14 protein-coding genes and 1 pseudogene are annotated in these 18,777 nt (G+C 63.3%); 4 read left to right on the plus strand and 11 right to left on the minus strand.

Annotated elements, in window-relative coordinates:
• The 9 genes and pseudogenes from ACFWAY_RS42740 to ACFWAY_RS42780 form a co-directional block, all read right to left on the minus strand.
• A pseudogene (locus ACFWAY_RS42740) lies at positions 1 to 320 on the minus strand (amidohydrolase); the annotation flags it as partial.
• A gap of 216 nt (positions 321 to 536) precedes the next feature.
• On the minus strand, positions 537 to 2,111 hold the full coding sequence (locus ACFWAY_RS42745) for an ABC transporter substrate-binding protein (protein ID WP_378514756.1): 1,575 nt from the start codon (positions 2,109 to 2,111) through the stop codon (positions 537 to 539).
• A gap of 125 nt (positions 2,112 to 2,236) precedes the next feature.
• Entirely contained in the window at positions 2,237 to 3,817 is a 1,581-nt protein-coding gene (locus ACFWAY_RS42750) for an ABC transporter substrate-binding protein (RefSeq protein ID WP_378514757.1), read from the minus strand.
• A 382-nt stretch (positions 3,818 to 4,199) separates the two neighbouring features.
• Entirely contained in the window at positions 4,200 to 5,150 is a 951-nt protein-coding gene (locus tag ACFWAY_RS42755) for an ABC transporter permease (RefSeq protein ID WP_378453914.1), read from the minus strand.
• Between the two features lie 106 nt (positions 5,151 to 5,256).
• On the minus strand, positions 5,257 to 6,087 hold the full coding sequence (locus tag ACFWAY_RS42760; RefSeq protein WP_378514758.1) for an ATP-binding cassette domain-containing protein: 831 nt from the start codon (positions 6,085 to 6,087) through the stop codon (positions 5,257 to 5,259).
• On the minus strand, positions 6,084 to 7,133 hold the full coding sequence (locus ACFWAY_RS42765) for an ABC transporter ATP-binding protein (RefSeq protein ID WP_378453912.1): 1,050 nt from the start codon (positions 7,131 to 7,133) through the stop codon (positions 6,084 to 6,086). Before ACFWAY_RS42765 ends, ACFWAY_RS42760 begins: the two co-directional genes overlap by 4 nt.
• Positions 7,126 to 8,013: an ABC transporter permease gene (locus tag ACFWAY_RS42770; RefSeq protein ID WP_378453911.1), complete on the minus strand. Its 888-nt coding sequence runs from the start codon at positions 8,011 to 8,013 to the stop codon at positions 7,126 to 7,128. Before ACFWAY_RS42770 ends, ACFWAY_RS42765 begins: the two co-directional genes overlap by 8 nt.
• Positions 8,014 to 8,017: 4 nt before the next feature.
• Positions 8,018 to 9,202: a thiolase family protein gene (locus tag ACFWAY_RS42775; RefSeq protein ID WP_378514759.1), complete on the minus strand. Its 1,185-nt coding sequence runs from the start codon at positions 9,200 to 9,202 to the stop codon at positions 8,018 to 8,020.
• Positions 9,199 to 9,612, minus strand: coding sequence for a Zn-ribbon domain-containing OB-fold protein (locus ACFWAY_RS42780; protein WP_009472413.1), 414 nt, complete (start codon positions 9,610 to 9,612; stop codon positions 9,199 to 9,201). Before ACFWAY_RS42780 ends, ACFWAY_RS42775 begins: the two co-directional genes overlap by 4 nt.
• 831 nt (positions 9,613 to 10,443) lie before the next feature.
• On the opposite strand from ACFWAY_RS42780, the gene ACFWAY_RS42785 reads away from it, so the two are divergent.
• The gene (locus ACFWAY_RS42785) at positions 10,444 to 11,646 is read left to right on the plus strand and encodes a CaiB/BaiF CoA transferase family protein (protein ID WP_378453909.1); all 1,203 of its coding nucleotides are present in this window, start codon (positions 10,444 to 10,446) and stop codon (positions 11,644 to 11,646) included.
• Between the two features lie 134 nt (positions 11,647 to 11,780).
• Entirely contained in the window at positions 11,781 to 13,376 is a 1,596-nt protein-coding gene (locus ACFWAY_RS42790) for an MFS transporter (RefSeq protein WP_378514760.1), read from the plus strand.
• Positions 13,377 to 13,425: 49 nt separating this feature from the next.
• Here ACFWAY_RS42790 and ACFWAY_RS42795 read toward each other — a convergent pair whose 3' ends face one another.
• A complete protein-coding gene (locus tag ACFWAY_RS42795) occupies positions 13,426 to 13,998 on the minus strand; it encodes a TetR/AcrR family transcriptional regulator (protein WP_378514761.1) in 573 nt (190 codons plus the stop codon).
• A gap of 308 nt (positions 13,999 to 14,306) precedes the next feature.
• Between ACFWAY_RS42795 and ACFWAY_RS42800 the strand changes: the two genes are divergently transcribed.
• Both ACFWAY_RS42800 and ACFWAY_RS42805 read left to right on the plus strand, forming a co-directional pair.
• A complete protein-coding gene (locus ACFWAY_RS42800; RefSeq protein ID WP_378514762.1) occupies positions 14,307 to 15,713 on the plus strand; it encodes an amidase in 1,407 nt (468 codons plus the stop codon).
• A 96-nt stretch (positions 15,714 to 15,809) separates the two neighbouring features.
• Entirely contained in the window at positions 15,810 to 17,153 is a 1,344-nt protein-coding gene (locus tag ACFWAY_RS42805) for an MFS transporter (RefSeq protein ID WP_378514763.1), read from the plus strand.
• A 453-nt stretch (positions 17,154 to 17,606) separates the two neighbouring features.
• Here ACFWAY_RS42805 and ACFWAY_RS42810 read toward each other — a convergent pair whose 3' ends face one another.
• Positions 17,607 to 18,731: an NDMA-dependent alcohol dehydrogenase gene (locus ACFWAY_RS42810; RefSeq protein ID WP_378514764.1), complete on the minus strand. Its 1,125-nt coding sequence runs from the start codon at positions 18,729 to 18,731 to the stop codon at positions 17,607 to 17,609.
• Between the last annotated feature and the right edge of the window lie 46 nt (positions 18,732 to 18,777).

The raw sequence follows: 18,777 nt of genomic DNA on the forward strand, positions 1-18,777 counted from the left end.
GAGTAGCGCGTGGGATCCATCCCGTACTCCTGCGGCTTCTTGCCCGCCACCGCGTTGAGGCCGATGTTCGGATAGATCCGGCCCTCGTACGACCAGACCTCGGCGAGCTTCTTCTTCTTGGGCGCAGTGTCTCCCTGGCGGGCCGTGTCGAGCAGCAGCGCCGACAATCCCTCGTCGCCATGGCTCTGGCTCATGTCCATCTCGACGATCCGCGGGCCCTGCTCGTGGAACTTCTTGGGCAACCGATCGGTCCACACGGTAGGCGGCTCGATCAGATGGTCGTCCACCGAGATCAAATGCATATGGTCCTGAAGCGGCACAGCGACTCCCTAGGTGAATGGGATGACAGGTCCTGGTCGTGACGTCATCCGGATAGTCAGTGATCTATCTGACACCATGTCATCGTAGTGAGATGGGTCACCGGCGTCAATCGTCGCAGCAGATTTGAAGCGATTGCCATGATCTTTGGCAACGCAGAGGAGATCGACAGCTCACAGGAATGCGAAATTCCTGCAGTTTCTGACATTCGGTGCGAATCACGACGTCGTCTTGCCCGCATAGCGCACATCGAAGATGCTCGTGAAATCCGCTTGCCCGAGAGTGTCCATGCCGACCGTCGAGTTCGAGTACGCGACGATCGTCGGTACCCCACAAATGAAGACGTCGTATGCCTCGTCGGCAGCGATGCCGGAGGCGCGGCGCAACAGCTCGGTTCGCTCGCCGTCATCGAGCCGCGGGTCGAGCGACTGCAGCACCGTGTCGGAGAACTGGGCCGACGGCGGGCTGGGGAAGCGGTAGTCGGCCATGTAGTTCAGCATCAGCGACTGGCCGGGAATCGGATACGCCAACCTCGAGTTCAAGAGCCCATAGTCGCCCTGACGGAATGTCGACTGTGCATCGACAGCCGGAATGGGCAATAACTGGGCGTCGACGCCGATGTCACGAAGTTGCGCCTGAACCGACGTCGCCATCTCCTGTTGCGGCGACGCACCCGCGACATAGATCACGCGCAGGGACAGGTTCTCCGGCGCCCCCGCCTCCTTCAGCAGAGCCTTCGCCTTGGCCGGATCGTACGTATAGAGGGCGGTCCTGCTGTCGTCGTGGCCGTCCACGCCTTCGGGAAGCGGTTGCGACAGAGGTGCACACTTTCCGTTGAGCAGAGCCGAATTGATACCCTCGCGGTCGATGGCATAGTTCAATGCCTGCCGGACCTTCGCGTTCTCGAGTCCGGGCGTGCCGATGTCGAGTTGGACGGCGTACGACTGGACGGTCGGATACTCGTGTACCTCGAACCCCGAACCCCCGGTGACGGCACGGATCTCGTCGTATTGGTCCGGGTCGACCTTGATGGCATCGACTTGTCCGGAACGGAACGCATTGAGCCGTGAATTGTCGTCAGCCATTCCGATCAGCTCGAGCCGCTGAGGCTTCTGCGCGTCCGGATCCCAGTAGCCGTCGTAACGCACGTACGTCACACGATCACCGGGACGCACCTGATCGAAGCGGTACGGTCCCGAACCGGCGTCCGTTCGGCCGATGTCGAGTCCCGCATCGAGGGCCTCCACATTCACGATCGCCGCCTCGGTCGTCGACAGCACGGCGGGGAGATCGAGCGCCGGTCGACTGGTCGAGATCCGCACTGTGTTCCCGTCGACGGCGTCCACACCGGTCACCATGTCGAATCGGCTCGCCACCTTCGACTTCTGCGGATCACGCGCGCGGGCAAGGCTCGCGACGACAGCCTGGGCGTCCACCGGCGTACCGTCGTGGAACGTTACGTCGTCCCGGAGCGTGAAATCGACCGACTTTCCGTCGTCGGCGAACGTCCACGATTCGGCAACCATCGGTGCGATCGTCGGACCACTGACAGCTTGGGTCAGCCGGTCGTAGACCGGAGACAGAAACGGAAAATCGATCTGATAGTTGCCCGATTGGTGGGGATCGAGATTGTTCGGGACGACGTTTCCGGCCACCCGCAGGGTCGCCGTGCGATCGACCTCGCCTTGTGCCCCGTGCTCGCCGGTCGCGGTCCCACACGAGACCACGACGCCTGCGGCCAGTACAGCGAACGCCACCGGGTATCGACGGCGACGAGAACTTCTACCGAACATGAATGCGCTCCATTTCCTTGGAATCGAGGCAGATACTGACCCGCGCCGCACAGAACGAGGGGCGTCGCCCCGGAACCACGCCCGGCCAACGCCCCTCGCCCGACAACACCCTGAAGAGAACAGGGTCAGGAGGTCTTGCCCACGTACCGCGTGTCGAGGATTCCGCTGAAGTCCGCCTGCCCGATGGTGTCGACACCGACGACCTTGTCGGTGTATGCGGCCTGCGTCGGAATACCACAGATGAACATGTCGTATGCGTTCTCCGAGGCGATACCCGATGCCTCCGAGTACAGCTGGGTGCGTTCGCCGTCAGGGGTGTTCGGGTCCAGCGAGCGGTTCACCGCATCCGTGAACTCCTGCGAAGGTGCCGTCGGGAAGCGCAACGGAACGAGGTAGTTGGTTTGGAGCGACTGCGCGGGGGTCGGGTACGTCAGGCGCGGGTTCAGGAGTGAGTAGCTCCCCTCCCCCATCCTGGTCTGCGCATCGGCTGCGGGGAGCGGCATGATCTCGAGCCCCACCCCGACATCGGCCAACTGTGCCTGGATGGCGGTTGCCATCTCCTGCTGCGGTGACAGGCCCGACACCGTGATCAGCCGCAGCTTCAGATCTGCAGGCACGTTGGCTTCCTTCAGCAGCTGGCGCGCCTTGTCCGGATCGTAGGTGTACTTGCCGTCGACATCGGAGTTGTGGCCGTTGACGCCATCGGCGATCGGCTGCGAGATCGGCTGGCATTGGTCCTTCAGAAGCGCCGAGTTGATGCTCTCCCGGTCGATCGCGAAATTGAGAGCCTGCCGTACTCGCGGGTCGGTGAGACCCTGCTGTCCGATGTCGAGTTGCACTGCGTAGTACTGCGACACGGGGAAGGTGTGCATCTGGTACTGCGGCTGTCGCAGCAGGGTCTGCAGCTCGTCGGTCTGGCCGGCTTTCGCGAGCATGACGTCGATCTGACCGCTTCGGAAGGCATTGAGCCGTGCGTTGTCGTCGCTGATACCGATGATCTCGAGATTGGCTGCCTTCTGCGCTTCCGGATCCCAGTAGCCGTCGAAACGCTTGTAGATGATGCGGTCGCCGCGTCGGACCTGCTCAGCCACGTAGGGTCCCGATCCCGCCGTCTCCACCGACAGGTCGACCCCACCGTCGATGGCGACCGGGTTGACGATGGCCGCCGTGGTTGTCGAGAGGATGGCCGGCAGGTCGGCTGCGGGCCTGCTGGTCGTGATCCGCACCGTGTTGTCGTTCACGGCCTGCACCGAGGTGATCACCGCGAGCGATCCTGCCGAACGCGCCCGTTGCGGGTCGCGAGCTCGGTCGAGGCTCTTCACCACGGCGGCGGCATTTACCGGGGTCCCGTCGTGAAACTTCGCGTCGGTGCGGAGAACGAAATCCGCACTGAGGCCGTCCGGGGCGAACTGCCAGGACTCCGCCAGCATGGGCTCGATCGCCGGCCCCGATACTGCTTGCGTCAGCCGATCGTAGACCGGGGCAAGGTAACTGAAATCAACCTGATAGTTGCTGGACTGGTGGGGATCGAGATTGTTGGGAGCCAGCGTCCACGCCATCTTCAACGTCGCGTTCCGGTCTACCTCACCACCGCTCACAGCCCCCGCAGTCGACCCACCGCCGCCGCAGGCGGACGCGACCGCTGCCACCGTGACCGCCATCACCAGCATCTTGATGCCGGAGGAAACTCCGCTACGGATCTTCATACCCACACGCCCATTTCTCACCTTGATCGGTACGTCATGTCCACAAAACTCGCCTGCATGGCGCCAAGAGTCCTTCGCAGAGAATCGGAAGGAATCGCGAATGGCCGAGACCCATCGATGGTCGACCCGTCCGACACGGCGCTCACGGTCATTTCGACTCACTGCGCGTGCCTTGGCGTGCGTGGCCAATGCTAGTGACCGTGATCACATACTGCAAGAGGCGCAACACCTTTCGCTATGAAAGCTTCGGATGAAGCCCATAGAAGTCTTCTATGGGCTTCGCTCCACACCGGCGAACACACCCGAGAGGGCTGCCGGCAGACAGCCGACAGCCCTCTCGGGTAGTGCAGATGCAGCCGAAACATGCTTCGGCACAGCACTTTTACTTGCGAATCTTCGGATTGAGGTAACCGTACGACATGTCGACCAGGAGATTGCAGACCAGCACCACCAACGCGCTGATGATGACCACACCCTGAACGACGGGGAGATCGCGCTGCACGACCGCGGTGTACCCGAGCATCCCCAAACCCGATATCGCGAAGACGAATTCGACGGTCACCGCGCCGCCCAGGATGCGCCCCATCTGCATACCGAGCACCGTGACGATCGAGACGGACGCGTTCTTCATGGTGTGCTTCCACAGGACTCCACGCTCGGCGAGCCCCTTGGCGCGCGCGGTGCGCACGTAGTCCTTGTTCATCGCATCGACGATGGAACCTCGTGTCTGACGCGCGAGCTCCGCCGCGGACACCGCAGCCAGTGCGAGCGCCGGAAGGATCAGATGGCGCGACCATTCGACGATCCCGCCTTCCGCGATCGTCACATACCCGGTCGCGGGGAGCCAGGCGCGAGTGATCGCGAACGTGATCACCAGAACCAGGCCCAGGACGAACGGGGGGACCGACATGAGGAGCGCCGCCAGGGTCGTCACCGCACGGTCGACGACGGACCCCTGGCGCACGGCTGCCCACACGCCCAGAGGGATTCCGATGACCACGGTGAGCACGATGGCCCACAACGCGAGTGAGCCGGTGATCCAGATCCGCTCCATCAGCGCATCGGTCACGGGCTGGCCACTGTAGAGGGAGGTACCGAGATCTCCGGTGAGAGCATGAGCGACCCACTCGACATAGCGAACAACCATGGGCGCGTCGAGATTCAGGTTCTGGCGCACCTGCTCGATCTGATCCGCACTGGCGCCTTCACCCGCGATCCGAGCCGCCGGGTCCGTGCCCCGGTTCGCCAACTCGAGCAGCGCGAACGAGAGAAACGCCACCAACAACAACAGGGGTACCGCCGCTACGACGCGACTGACGACGAGCTTGAGCATGAAACCCGACTCCTCACTAGACGAAATATGTGGTCAGGTGTCGGACGTGCCCACGTGGCAGAAGTCGGCGACACCGGTGAAATCGGTTGTCTGGTGATCCCGTGGTTCATGCCTGGACAACCAGGGTTCGCTTCGCGGCACGCTTGCGCGGATTCATCACCGGGATTGCCGACAGCAGTTCCTTCGTATACGGATCCTTCGGATCCTCGAAGATCTGCTCGGTAGTGCCCGACTCGACGACCTCGCCGCGTCGCATCACGGTGACATCGTGGGCGAACATCTTCACCAGAGCCAGGTCGTGGGAAATGAACAGGTAACTGATCTGCCGTTCCTGCTGCAGATCCTGCAGGAGATTGAGTACCTGGGCCTGGATCGAGACATCGAGTGCAGCTACGGGTTCGTCGCACACGATCAGCTCCGGCTCAGTGGCCAGCGCGCGCGCGATGGCGATGCGCTGCAACTGGCCTCCGGAGAACTCGTGTGGGTACTTCTCGAGTTGGTCCATGCGGAGCCCTACCCGCTCGAGCAGTTCCGCAACCCGCTCGTCACGAGCGCTCCCCCGCAGCTTCGTGTGCAAGGTGAGCGGTTCCGCCACAGACTGGCCGATCAACATTCGGGGATCCAACGAGTTGAACGGATCCTGGAAGATCATCGTCGCCCGCCGGCGAAGCCTGCGCACCTCCTTCGCCGACATCGTCATGATGTCGTCTCCGAACAACCTCACGGAACCCGTGTCGGGGGTGGCCAGTCGCAGAGCCATCCGGCCGATCGTGGACTTGCCGGCACCACTCTCGCCGACGATCGCCCGGGTCCGGCCCTTCTCCAGTGTGAACGACACGTCCTTGACGGCGTGGGTGTGTTCCGTCGGGATGCCCAGAAGATTCCGCTTCTTGACGAAGGACTTGACGAGGCTGTCGATTTCGAGGATCGGACTCATTCCTTGATTCCTTCCAAGCGCAACACATCGGACCGGACGCAGCGCACCAGGTGATGATCGGGACCCTCGAGCGGGACAGTGCCCTCATCGCACTGCCCCGCCGCGGCGTATCCGCATCGGGGGTGGAACCTGCACCCGTTCGGCCAATTCCAGGCTGCGGGCACGGTTCCCGGAATCGCGAAGAGTCGCTCGGCTCGCACCTGAGCGTCCGGAGTCGACGCGAGTAGTCCCTCGGTGTAGGGATGCTCGGGCTCGTAGAAGAGTTTCTCGGCGACCGTCGTCTCCATTACCTGGCCACCGTAGAGGACAGCGACCCGGTCGCACGTCTGCGCGACCACACCGAGGTCGTGCGTGATGAACAGGACGCCGAGCCCCATCCGCTCCTGAAGCTCCGTGAGAAGGTCGAGCACCTGAGCCTGGACCGTGACATCCAGTGCCGTCGTCGGTTCGTCCGCGATGAGGACGACCGGCTCGCAAGCGACGGCCATCGCCAGCATCACACGCTGACACATACCACCGCTGAATTGGTGCGGATATTCGTGCGCACGTTTCTCCGGATCTGGAATACCGACCAGATCCAGCATCTCGACGGCACGGTCCCAGGACTCTTTGCGCCCGACGTCCGTCTTGTGCCTGCGCACCACCTCGGCGATCTGATCGCCGACGGTGAAGGCGGGGTTGAGGGATCGGCGCGGTTCCTGGAAGATCATGCCGATCGTCTTGCCACGGAGGTCGTTCATCTCACGGTTGGACAGGCCGATGAGCTCTCGGCCCTCCAGGCGGACCGAGCCGGTGATCCGAACCTTGGGTCCGGAGAGCAGCCCCATGATCGCCAACGACGTGACCGTCTTGCCCGAACCGGACTCTCCCACCAGTCCGAGCGTCTCACCTCTGCGCAACACGAGGTCGAGATGATCGACCACACGGGACCATCCGTGCTCAGTCTTGAAATCGATGCACAGGTCCGTGACTTCCAGGACTCTCTGCCCGAGGTCGACGTGATCGGCGACCGCCTCGTCTTCCGCCAGTAGTGTCTTGTCAGCCATTTGCTCCACGCCCTTCGAAAGCATCACGCATACCGTCACCGAACGTCGACAAAGCCAGCACCGTCAGCACGATCGCGGCGGTGGGCACGATCATGAAGCTGGGCGAGACGCTCACGTTCTGGAACGCGTCCTGGAGCATGGATCCCCAGCTGGCCTGAGGTGACTCGACACCGAGTCCGAGGAAGCTCAGGCTCGCCTCGACAATGATGACGATTCCGGCACCGAACGTCACCTGGATCATCAGGGCAGAGCTCGCGTTCGGAAGAACGTGCCGCCACAGCAACCGAAAGTTCGAGCACCCGACGCTTCGGCAGGCCTCGATGTAGGACTCGCCTGCCACGGCCTGCGCCTCGGACCGCGCGATGCGAAACAGTCTCGGCGCCAGCAGCATTCCGACGGCGATCATGGCGTTCGTCAGTCCGGGACCGAGCACACCGACCACCGCCAGAGCAAGGATCAGCGGAGGCAGCGCGAGCAGTGCTTCTGCGATACGACTGAGCACTGCGTCCACCGGACCGCCCACCAGTCCGGCGAGAAGTCCGAACGGGATACCGATGATCGCCGCCAGCGCCATTGCCTGGACGATTGCGAGTACGGCGACCTGGGTTGCGTCGACCATGCGGCTGAAGACGTCACGTCCGTAACCGTCGGTGCCGAACCAATGTTCACCGCTCGGCCCCTGCAGACGCGCACTGAGTGCCTGCGCGTTGGGGTCGTGAGTCATCAGGACGGAACCGAATACTGCGACCAGCACGAGCAGGACGAGAAAGGCGAGCGACACCATGGCCGCCCGATTGGAACGGAGCGCACGCCATTTTCGGCCGCCACGCAGCCGTTTGGACCACGTGCCGCGGGAAGTGGTGGATTCTGCGGTAGTCATCTCGTCACCCTTCGCGACGTAGCAGCATGCAGCCTGCCTCGGGTCCGCCACCGATACCGACTGCGGCGATTTCGACGTCCTTGGCGATCTGCCGGTCTCCGCCCTCCCGCCACAACTGCACGCAGGCTTCGTGCAGGAAGCCGTATCCGTGTAGACGGCCGGCCGAGAGCTGGCCACCGTGTGGGTTGATGGGGAGTTCACCGTCGAGGCGGTAGCGGCCTTCTTCGTCGAGGAACTGGCCGACCTTGCCGTGCTCACAGAACCCGAGTGCTTCGATCCACTGGGTCGTCAGGTAACTGAACCCGTCGTAGAGCGTCGCGAAGTCGACGTCACCGGGCGTCAGCTTGGTGGTCTCCCACATCGAGTCCGCTGCGTCGTGGGACGCCATGGTCGTGAGGTCGGCTCGCTGGTCCCAGGTGTGCCGCTGCGCGAGGGACGCACCCGCCGCTTCGATGGCGAGGGGCGAATTGTTCAGTCCGACCGACGCTTCGCGCCGCGAAACGATGATCGCCGTCGCGCCGTCACACGGAACGTCGCAGTCGTAGAGACCGAGCGGCCAGGAGATCAACCGGGCGCCGAGGTAGTCGTCCATCGTCATCGGATCCCGGTAGATGGCATTGGGGTTGAGACCGGCGTTACGACGGCCGTTGATGACGAGCTTGCCGATCTGCTCACGGGTGAGCCCGAATTCGTGCATGTAGCGCTGCGCGTACATGCCGATCCAGTTGGCAGGCGACGCCGCACCAAATGGCAGCCGGAACTCCGAGTGTCCACTGGCACGAGCCATCTTGCCGGTCAGTGCCGCGGCGCGACCGGAGGCCTGAGCGGTCGCCTCCCAGACTGAGCGGAAGCAGAGTACGTGGGTGGCGCGCCCGCTCGCCACGGCGGCAGCTGCGTCCAGAAGCGTTCCGATCTGCCCGGAAGTTTCGACGCCGCTGACGTGCCAGCGGGTCTTCAGGCCGAAAGCGTCACGGACGTCATGTGTCGTCGCGCCGACGAAGCCGCCCTCCGCGTTCACCGGACCGGGGTAGCTGGCTACACCGTCGATGTCGTCGAACGACAGTCCGGCATGCTCCACCGCTCGCTCCGAGGCCTCGAGTGCGAGGTCGATACCGGTCCGCCCGATACGGCGTCCGATCTGAGACTGCCCGATACCCGTGATGACTGCACGGTCGTCCACAAAGGTCATTTCGTCACCGGCCTGAAGAAGGGAAGTGCCACGTCGTCCTGCTCGTCGAAGACCACCTCGACCGCCATGCCGACCTCGACTGCGTCGACGTCACACTCGACGAGGCAGGTGGTCAGGCGAACGTCCGGTTGATCGTCTAGTTCCACCGCCGCAATGACATAGGGAGGCGGGAACGCCGGAAACCACTGATGGTGATTGACGGTGTACGCCGCGACCTTGCCGGTACCCGAGGCGACCTCGGGACCGACGTCGCGGCTGTGGCACCGCCAGCACGCGCCGACCGGCGGATGAATCCACCCACGGCACGCCCGGCACCGATAGATGCGTAGCTCGTCTTCGAATCCTCCGGTCCAGAAGTCCCGCGACTCCGCGGTCACCTCGGGGAGCATTCGTCCCGACTGGTTTGACATCGAGTTCCTCCAAAGAACTGCCGCTGACGGGTGCCCGATACCGATCAGCCGCGCGAAACGGATGAGACGTGACCTCGGTCACCTTGGGCGAACCCTAGCATCTGATGGTTGTGTCACGAAAGAGTGGAGCGAAATCATCGACCCGGGAAGCGCGTGTTCCTGACGCCGGCACCCAAACGCGGGAGGGTGACATTGCAGCGCACACTCGAATCTCTACGCCTATGCGCTGGAGAATTCGAGGACCACCGACGTTTGCATGCCCGCCGATAGTCCGTCCGGTCACGATGCCGAGAAGCTCGCGAAAGTGTTCAGCGACGCCCGAACCGTCCCAGGGAAGCATCCCTCGCCTTTCAACTCTCTGACACCTATGTTCACACCAATAGGCATTTGAGCGAGGACGCGCATACCCGATCCGCCACCGGCTGGGCAGATGACCATTCTCAAAGTACCCGTCGTGTCAGATTGATGGTGCAGAATTCAACTGATTACTCCGCGCATCGATCGGGACCATCGAGTGGCACGTCTGGCAGAAGGCGATTCGAGCAGTCGGAGATGCGGGCGTTTCCGGGCCATGCAGTGGTACTTCATGACCCGTCGACCCATTCGCGCACCCCCACCACCAGCCCGAAGCCGTACATTCGATAGTCTTGTGATGCGAAACACACAAACTTCGCATTTTTATGTACACTGAGTCAGATACTTCTCCTCAGAGGTTTCAGGTTCACAGTGTCTCCAGGTTCGCCAGGGCTCGCCGGCTTACCGGCGCCGTACCCATTTCGGCACCTGCCGCTGTCCCCCATCCGGAAAGGAAGCATCACCGTGGTCGGTGTAATGAACGGAATCCGAGTCGTCGAGGTTGCGGCATGGACCTATGTGCCCGTAGCCGGCGCCATCCTCACCGAGTGGGGTGCCGACGTCCTGAAGATCGAGCACCCCGAAAGCGGAGACCCGCAACGCGGTCTGGTCAGCTCCGGCCTGATCCCCGCCGGCGGCGTGAATCACATGTTCGAGCTGCCGAACCGCGGGAAGCGGAGTGTGGCGCTCGATCTGAAGTCGGAGGAAGGGCGCGAGCTGTTGATGAAACTCGTCGCCACGGCCGACGTGTTTCTGACGAACTTCCGCCCCTCGGCGCGCAAGAAGCTACGCATCGACGTCGACGACGTTCGTGCACACAATGACAAGATCATCTATGTCCGCGGGTCCGCTGCCGGTCAGCGCGGACCGGAAGCCGAACGCGGTGGATACGACATGTCGTCCTTCTGGGGTCGCAGCGGAGCTGCCGACAACGTCACCCCGGCGTCGAGTGAGTACCCGGTGAACATGCCGGGTCCCGCCTACGGGGACACCCTCGGCGGCCTCACCATCGCGGGAGCGATCTCGTCGGCGCTGTTCCACCGGGAACGGACCGGCGAAGCGCTCGTCGTCGACAGCTCGCTCCTCGCGATGGGGTCCTGGGCGATGGGCGCGACGATCGCAGGCGCGCATGCCTTCGAGATCGACGAGTACCCCAAGCCGGTTCAGTCCGAGGCCGCAAACCCCCTGGTCAACACTTACAAGACCGCGGACGATCGGTTCATCTCGATCGTTATGCTCGAATCCGACCGCTTCTGGCCCGAGCTGATGACGGTGCTGGAGAGCCCCGAGCTCATCGACGACCCCCGGTTCGACAGCCACGCGAAGCGTGCCGAGAACCGGGCCGCGTGCATTGCCGCCATCTCGGCAGGGTTCGCGAAGAAGACGCTCGACGAGTGGAAGATGGCTTTGAAGGACATCAACGGGGTGTGGTCGGCCGTACAGAAGCCGCGCGAGGTCGTCACCGACCCTCAGGTCGAGGCAAACGGCTACATCGCGGACCTCGAAGACGCGGCAGGCACTCCGTTCAAGCTCGTGACGGCACCGGTGCAGTTCAATGAGCAGCCCAGCCAGGTCACCCGCGCACCCGAACACGGTGAGCACACCGACGAGGTGCTGGAGGAACTCGGCCTGAGCATGGACCAGATCATCGAATACAAGGTGAGCGGAGCAATCCTCTGACCCCGACGTTGTTGTCGGACAACTGCATGTGACGTGGAGAGGGTGCCGAACAGCGGCACCCTCTCCACGTCTCTGCGATCTGGCACTGTCGACGTCCCCTTTCGCGACATTCGACGGCGCCCGGAAAGGCGGACATGAGCACTCGAGACGTGTGGCGCACCCGAATGCGCTCGCGCTCGGCGACTTCAGAAGACACCCGAGACACGATCCGAGATGCCGCCGTGCACCCGCACAGCCGGCAGGACCGGATGCTCGCGCTGACGGGTACCCTCCTCGGTCTCGTTCTCGCGGCGCTGGCCTCGACGACCGTCCTCACCTCCCTGCCGGTGATGATGCACGAACTCGGCGGGGATCAGACCGCGTACACCTGGGTGGTCGGTTCTACTCTGCTCACGACCACGGTGAGCCTCGCGATCTGGGGAAAGCTCGCCGACCTCTTCTCCCACAAGAAGCTCATGTTCGCTGCCATCGCCGTGTTCGTCGTCGCATCCCTGTTCGCCGGGCTCGCACCGGACACCGTCGTGCTGATCGGGTTCCGATCCCTTCAAGGAATCGGGGCCGGAGGTGTGATCGCCGTCGGGCCGGTCCTGCTCGCGGATCTCCTGAGCCCGCGCGAACGCGGGCGCTACGCCGGCCTGATCAGCGGGGTCATCGGCATCGGCACGATCGGCGGCCCCGTCATCGGGGGGATCGTCACCGACACCATCGGCTGGCGCTGGAACTTCTACCTCGGCATCCCCTTCGCGATAGCGGCCGTGGTACTCCTTCAGCGGTCCCTACACCTGCCCGTCCACCATCGTCCGATCCGGATCGACTGGGTCGGCGCCGGCCTGATCTCGGTGAGCGCATGCGCGCTCATGGTGTGGGTCACGTTGGCGGGCAATCAGTTCGACTGGCTGTCACCGACGTCGTATGTCGTGTTGGGTGGTGCGGTCGTGTGCGCCCTCGCCGCGGCGGTGGTCGAGGCGAAGGTCCGCGAGCCCGTCATCCCCCTCGCGCTGCTCAGGAATCCCTCGATCTCCCGCGTCGTGATCGCCAGTACGGCATTGGGTGTCACGATGCTGGCAGTACCGACATTCATGAGTCAGTACCTGCAGATCGCCCGAGGCCTCAGCGCCTCGGTGTCCGGAATGTTCATGCTGTCCATGTCGGTCGCGACGTTTCTGGCTGCCTCCGTAGTCGGACACCGGATCAGCCGAACCGGATTGTGGAAGCGCTGGGTCGTCCTCGCCAGCGTTGCGCTCGTCTGCGGGCTCGCCGGTCTGTCGACCCTCACCGTCTCGTCCGGGCTGACCGCGGTATCCGTGTATCTTCTGTGCATCGGGTTCGCGATCGGCGTCTTGATGCACAATCTTCTCGTCGTCGCGCAGAATTGCGCGCCGCCGCACCAACTGGGTGCCGCCAGCGCGCTGCCCGCGTTCTTCCGTCAACTCGCGAGCGCGATGAGCGTCAGCATCCTGGGCGCTGTTCTCGCCACGAGAATCTCCGCATTTCGTACTGCCGGAGGCGAATCGGAGTTGGTGAACGCATCTGTTCCGCGCGTGGCCGACCTCGCCGAACCCCTACGCGGACAGCTTCAGGCCGCGTACGCCGACGGCATCGGCGACCTCTTCCTGCTGTGCACGCCGCTCGGACTCCTCGGACTTGTTTCCGCACTGGTGCTGCCGAACACTCCCCTGAGCAGCAAGACTGCAGTCGAGACCCAGGCGGTCGATCCACTCGATACGTGACCGGCCCCGTGAGGTGTTACGTGATGGTCGGCTCGAGGATCGATCTCTGTCACCGCTGGGCTCCGATCGCCGGGAACGCTTCCGCATCAAGGATGCTGACGGACAGTTCTGAAATTGACCGGGCGGCATCTTGATACATCGAGTACAGATCCTCGACTCCACCGCGCGTAACCCAAAAGTTCACCAGAGCCGAGTTGGCCGCCTCGAGTGTTGCAGCCATGAGTTGAGGACGCATGTCGGTGTCCGGATCGATACCCAATGAGGCTGAAATGAAGGCAGTCAATGCCAGCTGGACACTCCGGCGACGCTCGCCGTTTGCCCTGTCCATCACCTCAGGGGCTGTGGCGGCAGCCTTTTTCCAGAGCAGGTATCCATCCAAACCCGATTGCGTGTTCAAAGTCAGGGCCATCCACACAGCCCAGATCACGGAGGCAGGATCGGGCGACGGCTCGAGGCGCGCGAACTCGTCGAGGACCACCTGATTCTTCCGGCGGTGGAAGTCGAGAAGCAAGTCTTCCTTGTTCGGGAAGTAGCGGGTCACCGTACGAAGCGAGCACCCCACCCGAGTGCCGATCTCGTCGACGGTCACTTCGGAATATCCACGCTCGGTGAACAGTTCCAACGCAGCATGCTCGATTTTGGCGGCGACCCGCTGGCGTCGTTCCTGCCAGCCCGCACTCAGGGCTCCATCTCGCGCGGCACCCGCGCGGGACACTGCGGACAGCGGTTCCGATCCGTTCATCTCTGCCCTCTTCCCCAGAAGCGTTAATCCTCTGTTACGACTCGGGTGACGGCCCTTCGCCCCCTTGACAGTTTGACACATTAGGTCGAAGGTTCTCTTACTTTGACTTATCCGGTCAAAGTATTCACCCGGGGGCGAGACGCAACTCGACTGCTTCGAGCGCTCGCCCCAGCACGAAAGAGGCGAGAATGAATGAGCTGACCTGGCTACCGGCATGGGAGATCCGCGATCTCATCGCACGCGGAGATGTCTCCGCCGTGGAAGTCGTCAACCACTTCCTGGGCCGGATCGACGAGTTTCAGCCGAAGCTCCATGCCTTCGCGACACTCGATCCGGAACGAGCCCGCTACGAAGCTGCGGAAGCGGATTCGGCTCGCCGGCGAGGGGAAGAGCTCGGCCCCCTCCACGGTCTCCCGATCTCGGTGAAAGAGAATCTGGCAGTCAAGGATGTGCCGTTCGCGTTCCCGCGAACCGGAACGTACGGCGTCTCGGAATTCGATGCTATCGCTGTCGAACGCCTGCGGGGTGCTGGAGCGATCGTGGTAGGCACCAACACCATGATGGGCACCGGAATCGCAAGGTCCGAGGACTCGAGGCCCGAGGCACCCACGATGGGTAGCTATAACTGGGACGCCGAGGCACGCAATCCATGGGACACGTCTCGGGTTCCCGGGTGGTCGAGCTCCGGTGGTGCGGCCGCCGCGTCAGCGGCCTTGTTGCCGGTGACCATCGGCAGCGACGGCGGTGGATCCACACGCCTGCCGGCAGCGTTTTCCGGCGTCGTAGGGGTGCATCCGACAAGGGGCCTCGTCCCCCACGTCGACTACCGGCAGCCGAAGTTCCGGCTTACTTCGACAAACGGACCGCTGGCCCGGGACGTCCGAGACGCCGCTTTGGTGATGCAGGTCCTCGCTGGACCGGACGCCCGCGACTACATCTGCATCCAGAACGAGCCCGCTGATTTCCTCGCCGCCCTCGATGCCGGTGTCGGGGGCATGCGCCTGGCCTGGACCGATGACTACGGATACGCGGCCAAGCACGCATCGCCGGAGAGCGGACGGGTTATCGCAGCGGTTCGCGAGATGGCCTTCAAACTACGGTCTCTGGGGGCAGCCGTGGAGACGACCGATCAAGTCTGGGAACCAAGCAACCGCGGCGGTGGGCCGGCCCCCGGCGAACCGTCGGTATACGAGATCGAGGTCGGCAACAATCCCCCGCCCCTGCCGCCAGTCGATTCACGGCTCTATCGCGAAGCGCTCGAATGGCGAGCACGCAACGGAAACAAGTTTCGGGAATTATTCCGCGAATACGACCTTCTGTTGTCGGTGACGAGCCAGTGGATCGCACCGACCGTCGAGCAGTGGGACGAAGCATGGACCACCCGGCCCGAGAAGATGGCTGCGGACTACACGCCACACACCGTCTTGTGCAACATTCTGGGCTTGCCGGCGGTGTCCGTGCCCTGTGGATTCGTGGACGGGATGCCGGTGGGCTTGCAGATCGTCGGCCCACCGAGCAGCGAAGATCGCATCTTCAGACTCGCCTCCGCCTTCCAACGAGCGTTCCCCACCAACGAGCGGCCTTCGGTTAGCTAGACCGGTCCACCGGATGCCCCCAGTCGGTCAGTGATCGTCAGCTTCCGGGCACCCGAGTCCTTCTGAAAATCACACCTTCCTGGAAGAAGAACCCACATGGTCAACGCCCCAGCAAAGGATCGGTCGCGGCTCCTCCTCGCAGCTGCCACGGCCGGCAGCATCGTCGAAAGCTTCGATTGGCTGATCTACGCGGTCCTCGCACCCTACTTCGCACATGCAATATTTCCCGGTGATGACCCAGTGGTGAGCCTGCTGGCCTCCTACCTCGTTTTTGCGATCGGCTTCCTGATCCGACCTATCGGTGCGGTGATCATGGGCCGCATCATCGACCGACAGGGCCGCAAGTTCGGGCTGGTCGTTTCGGTTTCGATAATCTCCGCCGGTGCACTTGTCATCGCGCTGACGCCCAGCTACGACACCATCGGTGTGTGGGCAGCGGTCATCGTCGTCTTCGCCCGGCTCTTCCAGGGCCTGTCGATGAGTGGTGAGCAAGCCGCAGTCGGAACGTACCTTCTCGAGACAGCGCCCCGGAATCGACGGTTCCTCTTTGGCGCGGTTGCCAGCGCCTCGAGCTATGTCGGGCAGATGCTGGCGACTGCGTGTCTGGCGATCCTGCTGGGAATCTACGGCGCCGAGGGACTCGAGTCAGGCGGCTGGCGCGTGGGCTTCATCGTCTGCGCCGTTATGGGTCTGGTCGCGCTGTGGATTCGGGGCGCCGCGCCAGAGAGCGAGATCTTCACCGAACAAGTGAAGAACGAACGTCCGCGTCAACTTCCACTACTTCGCGCACGCACCCGCCAGGCTGCCGCGATCTTCCTCATGCTCATCCCGGTCACCATGGGCATGTACTTCATCACCGCCTACCTGGCCAAGTTCCTTTCCCATGCCGGCGTCGCGACGAAGGAGCAAGTCACAGGGTACGTGCCGATCTTCACGGTGTACTTGATCCTCGTCATCTTGGTGTCGGGATTCCTCGCGGACCGATTCGGCGGCCTCCGGATATTGCGGATCGGGTATGTGACCCTAGCGGTGTGCACACTGCCCGTCATCATCGGACTTTCCACCGGGGTGGTGCCCATTCTGCCCGGAGCACTGCTGTACCTCACTGTCCTCGGATCTGTAACAGGCCCCTTCGCCATGGTCGGCCCTCAATTGTTCCCTCCAGCAGTGCGAGCCGTGGGCGTGGGATTGCCGTCGATGCTCTCCGTGGCCCTCTTCGGTGGAACGTTTCCGCTCATCGCCGAAGGTCTCACCGCCGCTGGCAACTCTGGCGCCATCCCTTGGTATATCGGGGTCGGGGCAGTCCTTGGACTAGTGGGCAATATTCTCGTTCGCAAATCGGACCTCGTTCACGACTCCGACACCGAAGATGAGTCGAGGGAGGTCCGTCAGCACTCTGCCCGGTTACGCAACACTGTCATCTCCGACCGCACCCGGTAGCGGCGCCCGAGAATGGCGCCATCACAACGAATATTTTCCCAGCTGGAGGTGACACGTTGTTCCAGCCGAGGCCGACCCGTCTACCAGCAGGTTGTCATCGCAACCTGACACAAGGTGGCTAGCCGGGCGTAACCGGTTGCTGTACACCGTGTTTTGACATCAATGATGAAACACGGTGTACAGCGGGATCGGCGTCGCAACTCGAAACCCCGACGCTGCGGACGAAATTGGCTGCCGCCCGCATCGGGCCTACCGTGTGGGACGTGCGTTTACCGACCGATCCGGATCGAGTCGAGGAACCCGGACGATCGATGAGCCCGTCGGCCTCGGCGGTGCTGGCGCTGGCGTGGGGAACGCGATTCGGCGGAATGGCGCCTGAATCGGTATATCCCCAGGTGTCCGCCCGCTTCACCCGTGGCCATCCCGGAACCTACAGTGCGTGTGCTCGGGCGATCACGCATCCGCCGCGGGGTAGCGGAGGACTCCGCGGATGTTGCGGCCACCGCGCATGTCGTCGTAGCCGTCGTTGACCTTCTCGAGCGGGTAGTCCCTCGTCACCATCGAATCGAGGTCGACGCCGCCCGAACTCCAGAGCTCCAGCAGCTTCGGGATGTCGGCACGCGGATTGGCCGAGCCGTAGAGACTTCCCACGATCTGCTTCTCCGTGAGTGTCAGGTCCATCAGGCTGACCGCGATCTCGCGCTCCGCCATCGGGTGGATGTTCGTCACCACCAGCCGGCCGCGCTTCGCGGTCATGGCCAGGGCCTTCGCCACCAAACGGCCCTCCCCCACACCCATCGCGCAGATGAACTTGTCGGCACCACGATGCCACGTGGCCTCGGCGACGACCTCGGGGGCTTCCTCCCACGACGCCGCCACGTGGGTAGCACCCATCCGCTTGGCTTCCTCACGCTTGAATTCGGAGGGCTCGATGACCGTGATGGTGCGCGCCCCAGCGATTCTCGCTCCCTGCACTGCCGCGGCACCGATACCGCCCACACCCGCGACGACGACGGTCTCGCCGGGCCGGACGTCTGCCGAGTACACGGCCGAACCCCAGCCGGTGACGAAGCCACAACCCAGGAGGCAGGCACGGTCGAGGGGATGATGCGGTTCGATCTTGATGCAACTGGCCTCGTGGACCACGGTGTGGTGTGCGAAAGACCCGATACCGCAGGCAAGCGCGAGATCTTCGTCCCTGATGTGGTGGCGTGCGGTGTCGTCGAAGATTTGACGCCCGCTGTAGATCTTGGCTCCGAGGTCACACAGACTCTGGTGACCGTTCGAGCACGACGGACAACGACCACACGAGGGAATGAACCCGAACACGACGTGGTCGCCCGGTTGCAGCCACGACACGTGGGAACCGACTTCCTTGACGACTCCGGCGCCTTCGTGGCCACCGATACACGGTAGCCGGAACGGCATGTCTCCGGTCACGATGTGCTCGTCCGAATGGCACATCCCGGAGGCGTGCAACTCGACCAGAACCTCTTGTTCCTTGGGCGGGTCCAGCTGAATGGTTTCGATAGACCAGGGAGAGTTTCGCTCCCACAGGACTGCAGCCTGCGTCTCCATGTAATTCCTTCCATCGGCGCGGCACCGGCAGGTGTCGACGCGAGTG

The organism is Rhodococcus sp. NPDC059968, from assembly GCF_042738615.1.
Taxonomy (GTDB): domain Bacteria; phylum Actinomycetota; class Actinomycetes; order Mycobacteriales; family Mycobacteriaceae; genus Rhodococcus_F.

Coding starts and splice junctions, on each gene's coding strand:
- ACFWAY_RS42760 (WP_378514758.1), bottom strand. CDS start 6,087: ATGAGTCCGATCCTCGAAATCGACAGCCTCGTCAAGTCCTTCGTCAAG.
- ACFWAY_RS42800 (WP_378514762.1), top strand. CDS start 14,307: ATGAATGAGCTGACCTGGCTACCGGCATGGGAGATCCGCGATCTCATC.
- ACFWAY_RS42750 (WP_378514757.1), bottom strand. CDS start 3,817: ATGAAGATCCGTAGCGGAGTTTCCTCCGGCATCAAGATGCTGGTGATG.
- ACFWAY_RS42770 (WP_378453911.1), bottom strand. CDS start 8,013: ATGACTACCGCAGAATCCACCACTTCCCGCGGCACGTGGTCCAAACGG.
- ACFWAY_RS42765 (WP_378453912.1), bottom strand. CDS start 7,133: ATGGCTGACAAGACACTACTGGCGGAAGACGAGGCGGTCGCCGATCAC.
- ACFWAY_RS42805 (WP_378514763.1), top strand. CDS start 15,810: ATGGTCAACGCCCCAGCAAAGGATCGGTCGCGGCTCCTCCTCGCAGCT.
- ACFWAY_RS42780 (WP_009472413.1), bottom strand. CDS start 9,612: ATGTCAAACCAGTCGGGACGAATGCTCCCCGAGGTGACCGCGGAGTCG.
- ACFWAY_RS42755 (WP_378453914.1), bottom strand. CDS start 5,150: ATGCTCAAGCTCGTCGTCAGTCGCGTCGTAGCGGCGGTACCCCTGTTG.
- ACFWAY_RS42790 (WP_378514760.1), top strand. CDS start 11,781: ATGAGCACTCGAGACGTGTGGCGCACCCGAATGCGCTCGCGCTCGGCG.
- ACFWAY_RS42810 (WP_378514764.1), bottom strand. CDS start 18,731: ATGGAGACGCAGGCTGCAGTCCTGTGGGAGCGAAACTCTCCCTGGTCT.
- ACFWAY_RS42775 (WP_378514759.1), bottom strand. CDS start 9,202: ATGACCTTTGTGGACGACCGTGCAGTCATCACGGGTATCGGGCAGTCT.
- ACFWAY_RS42785 (WP_378453909.1), top strand. CDS start 10,444: ATGAACGGAATCCGAGTCGTCGAGGTTGCGGCATGGACCTATGTGCCC.
- ACFWAY_RS42745 (WP_378514756.1), bottom strand. CDS start 2,111: ATGTTCGGTAGAAGTTCTCGTCGCCGTCGATACCCGGTGGCGTTCGCT.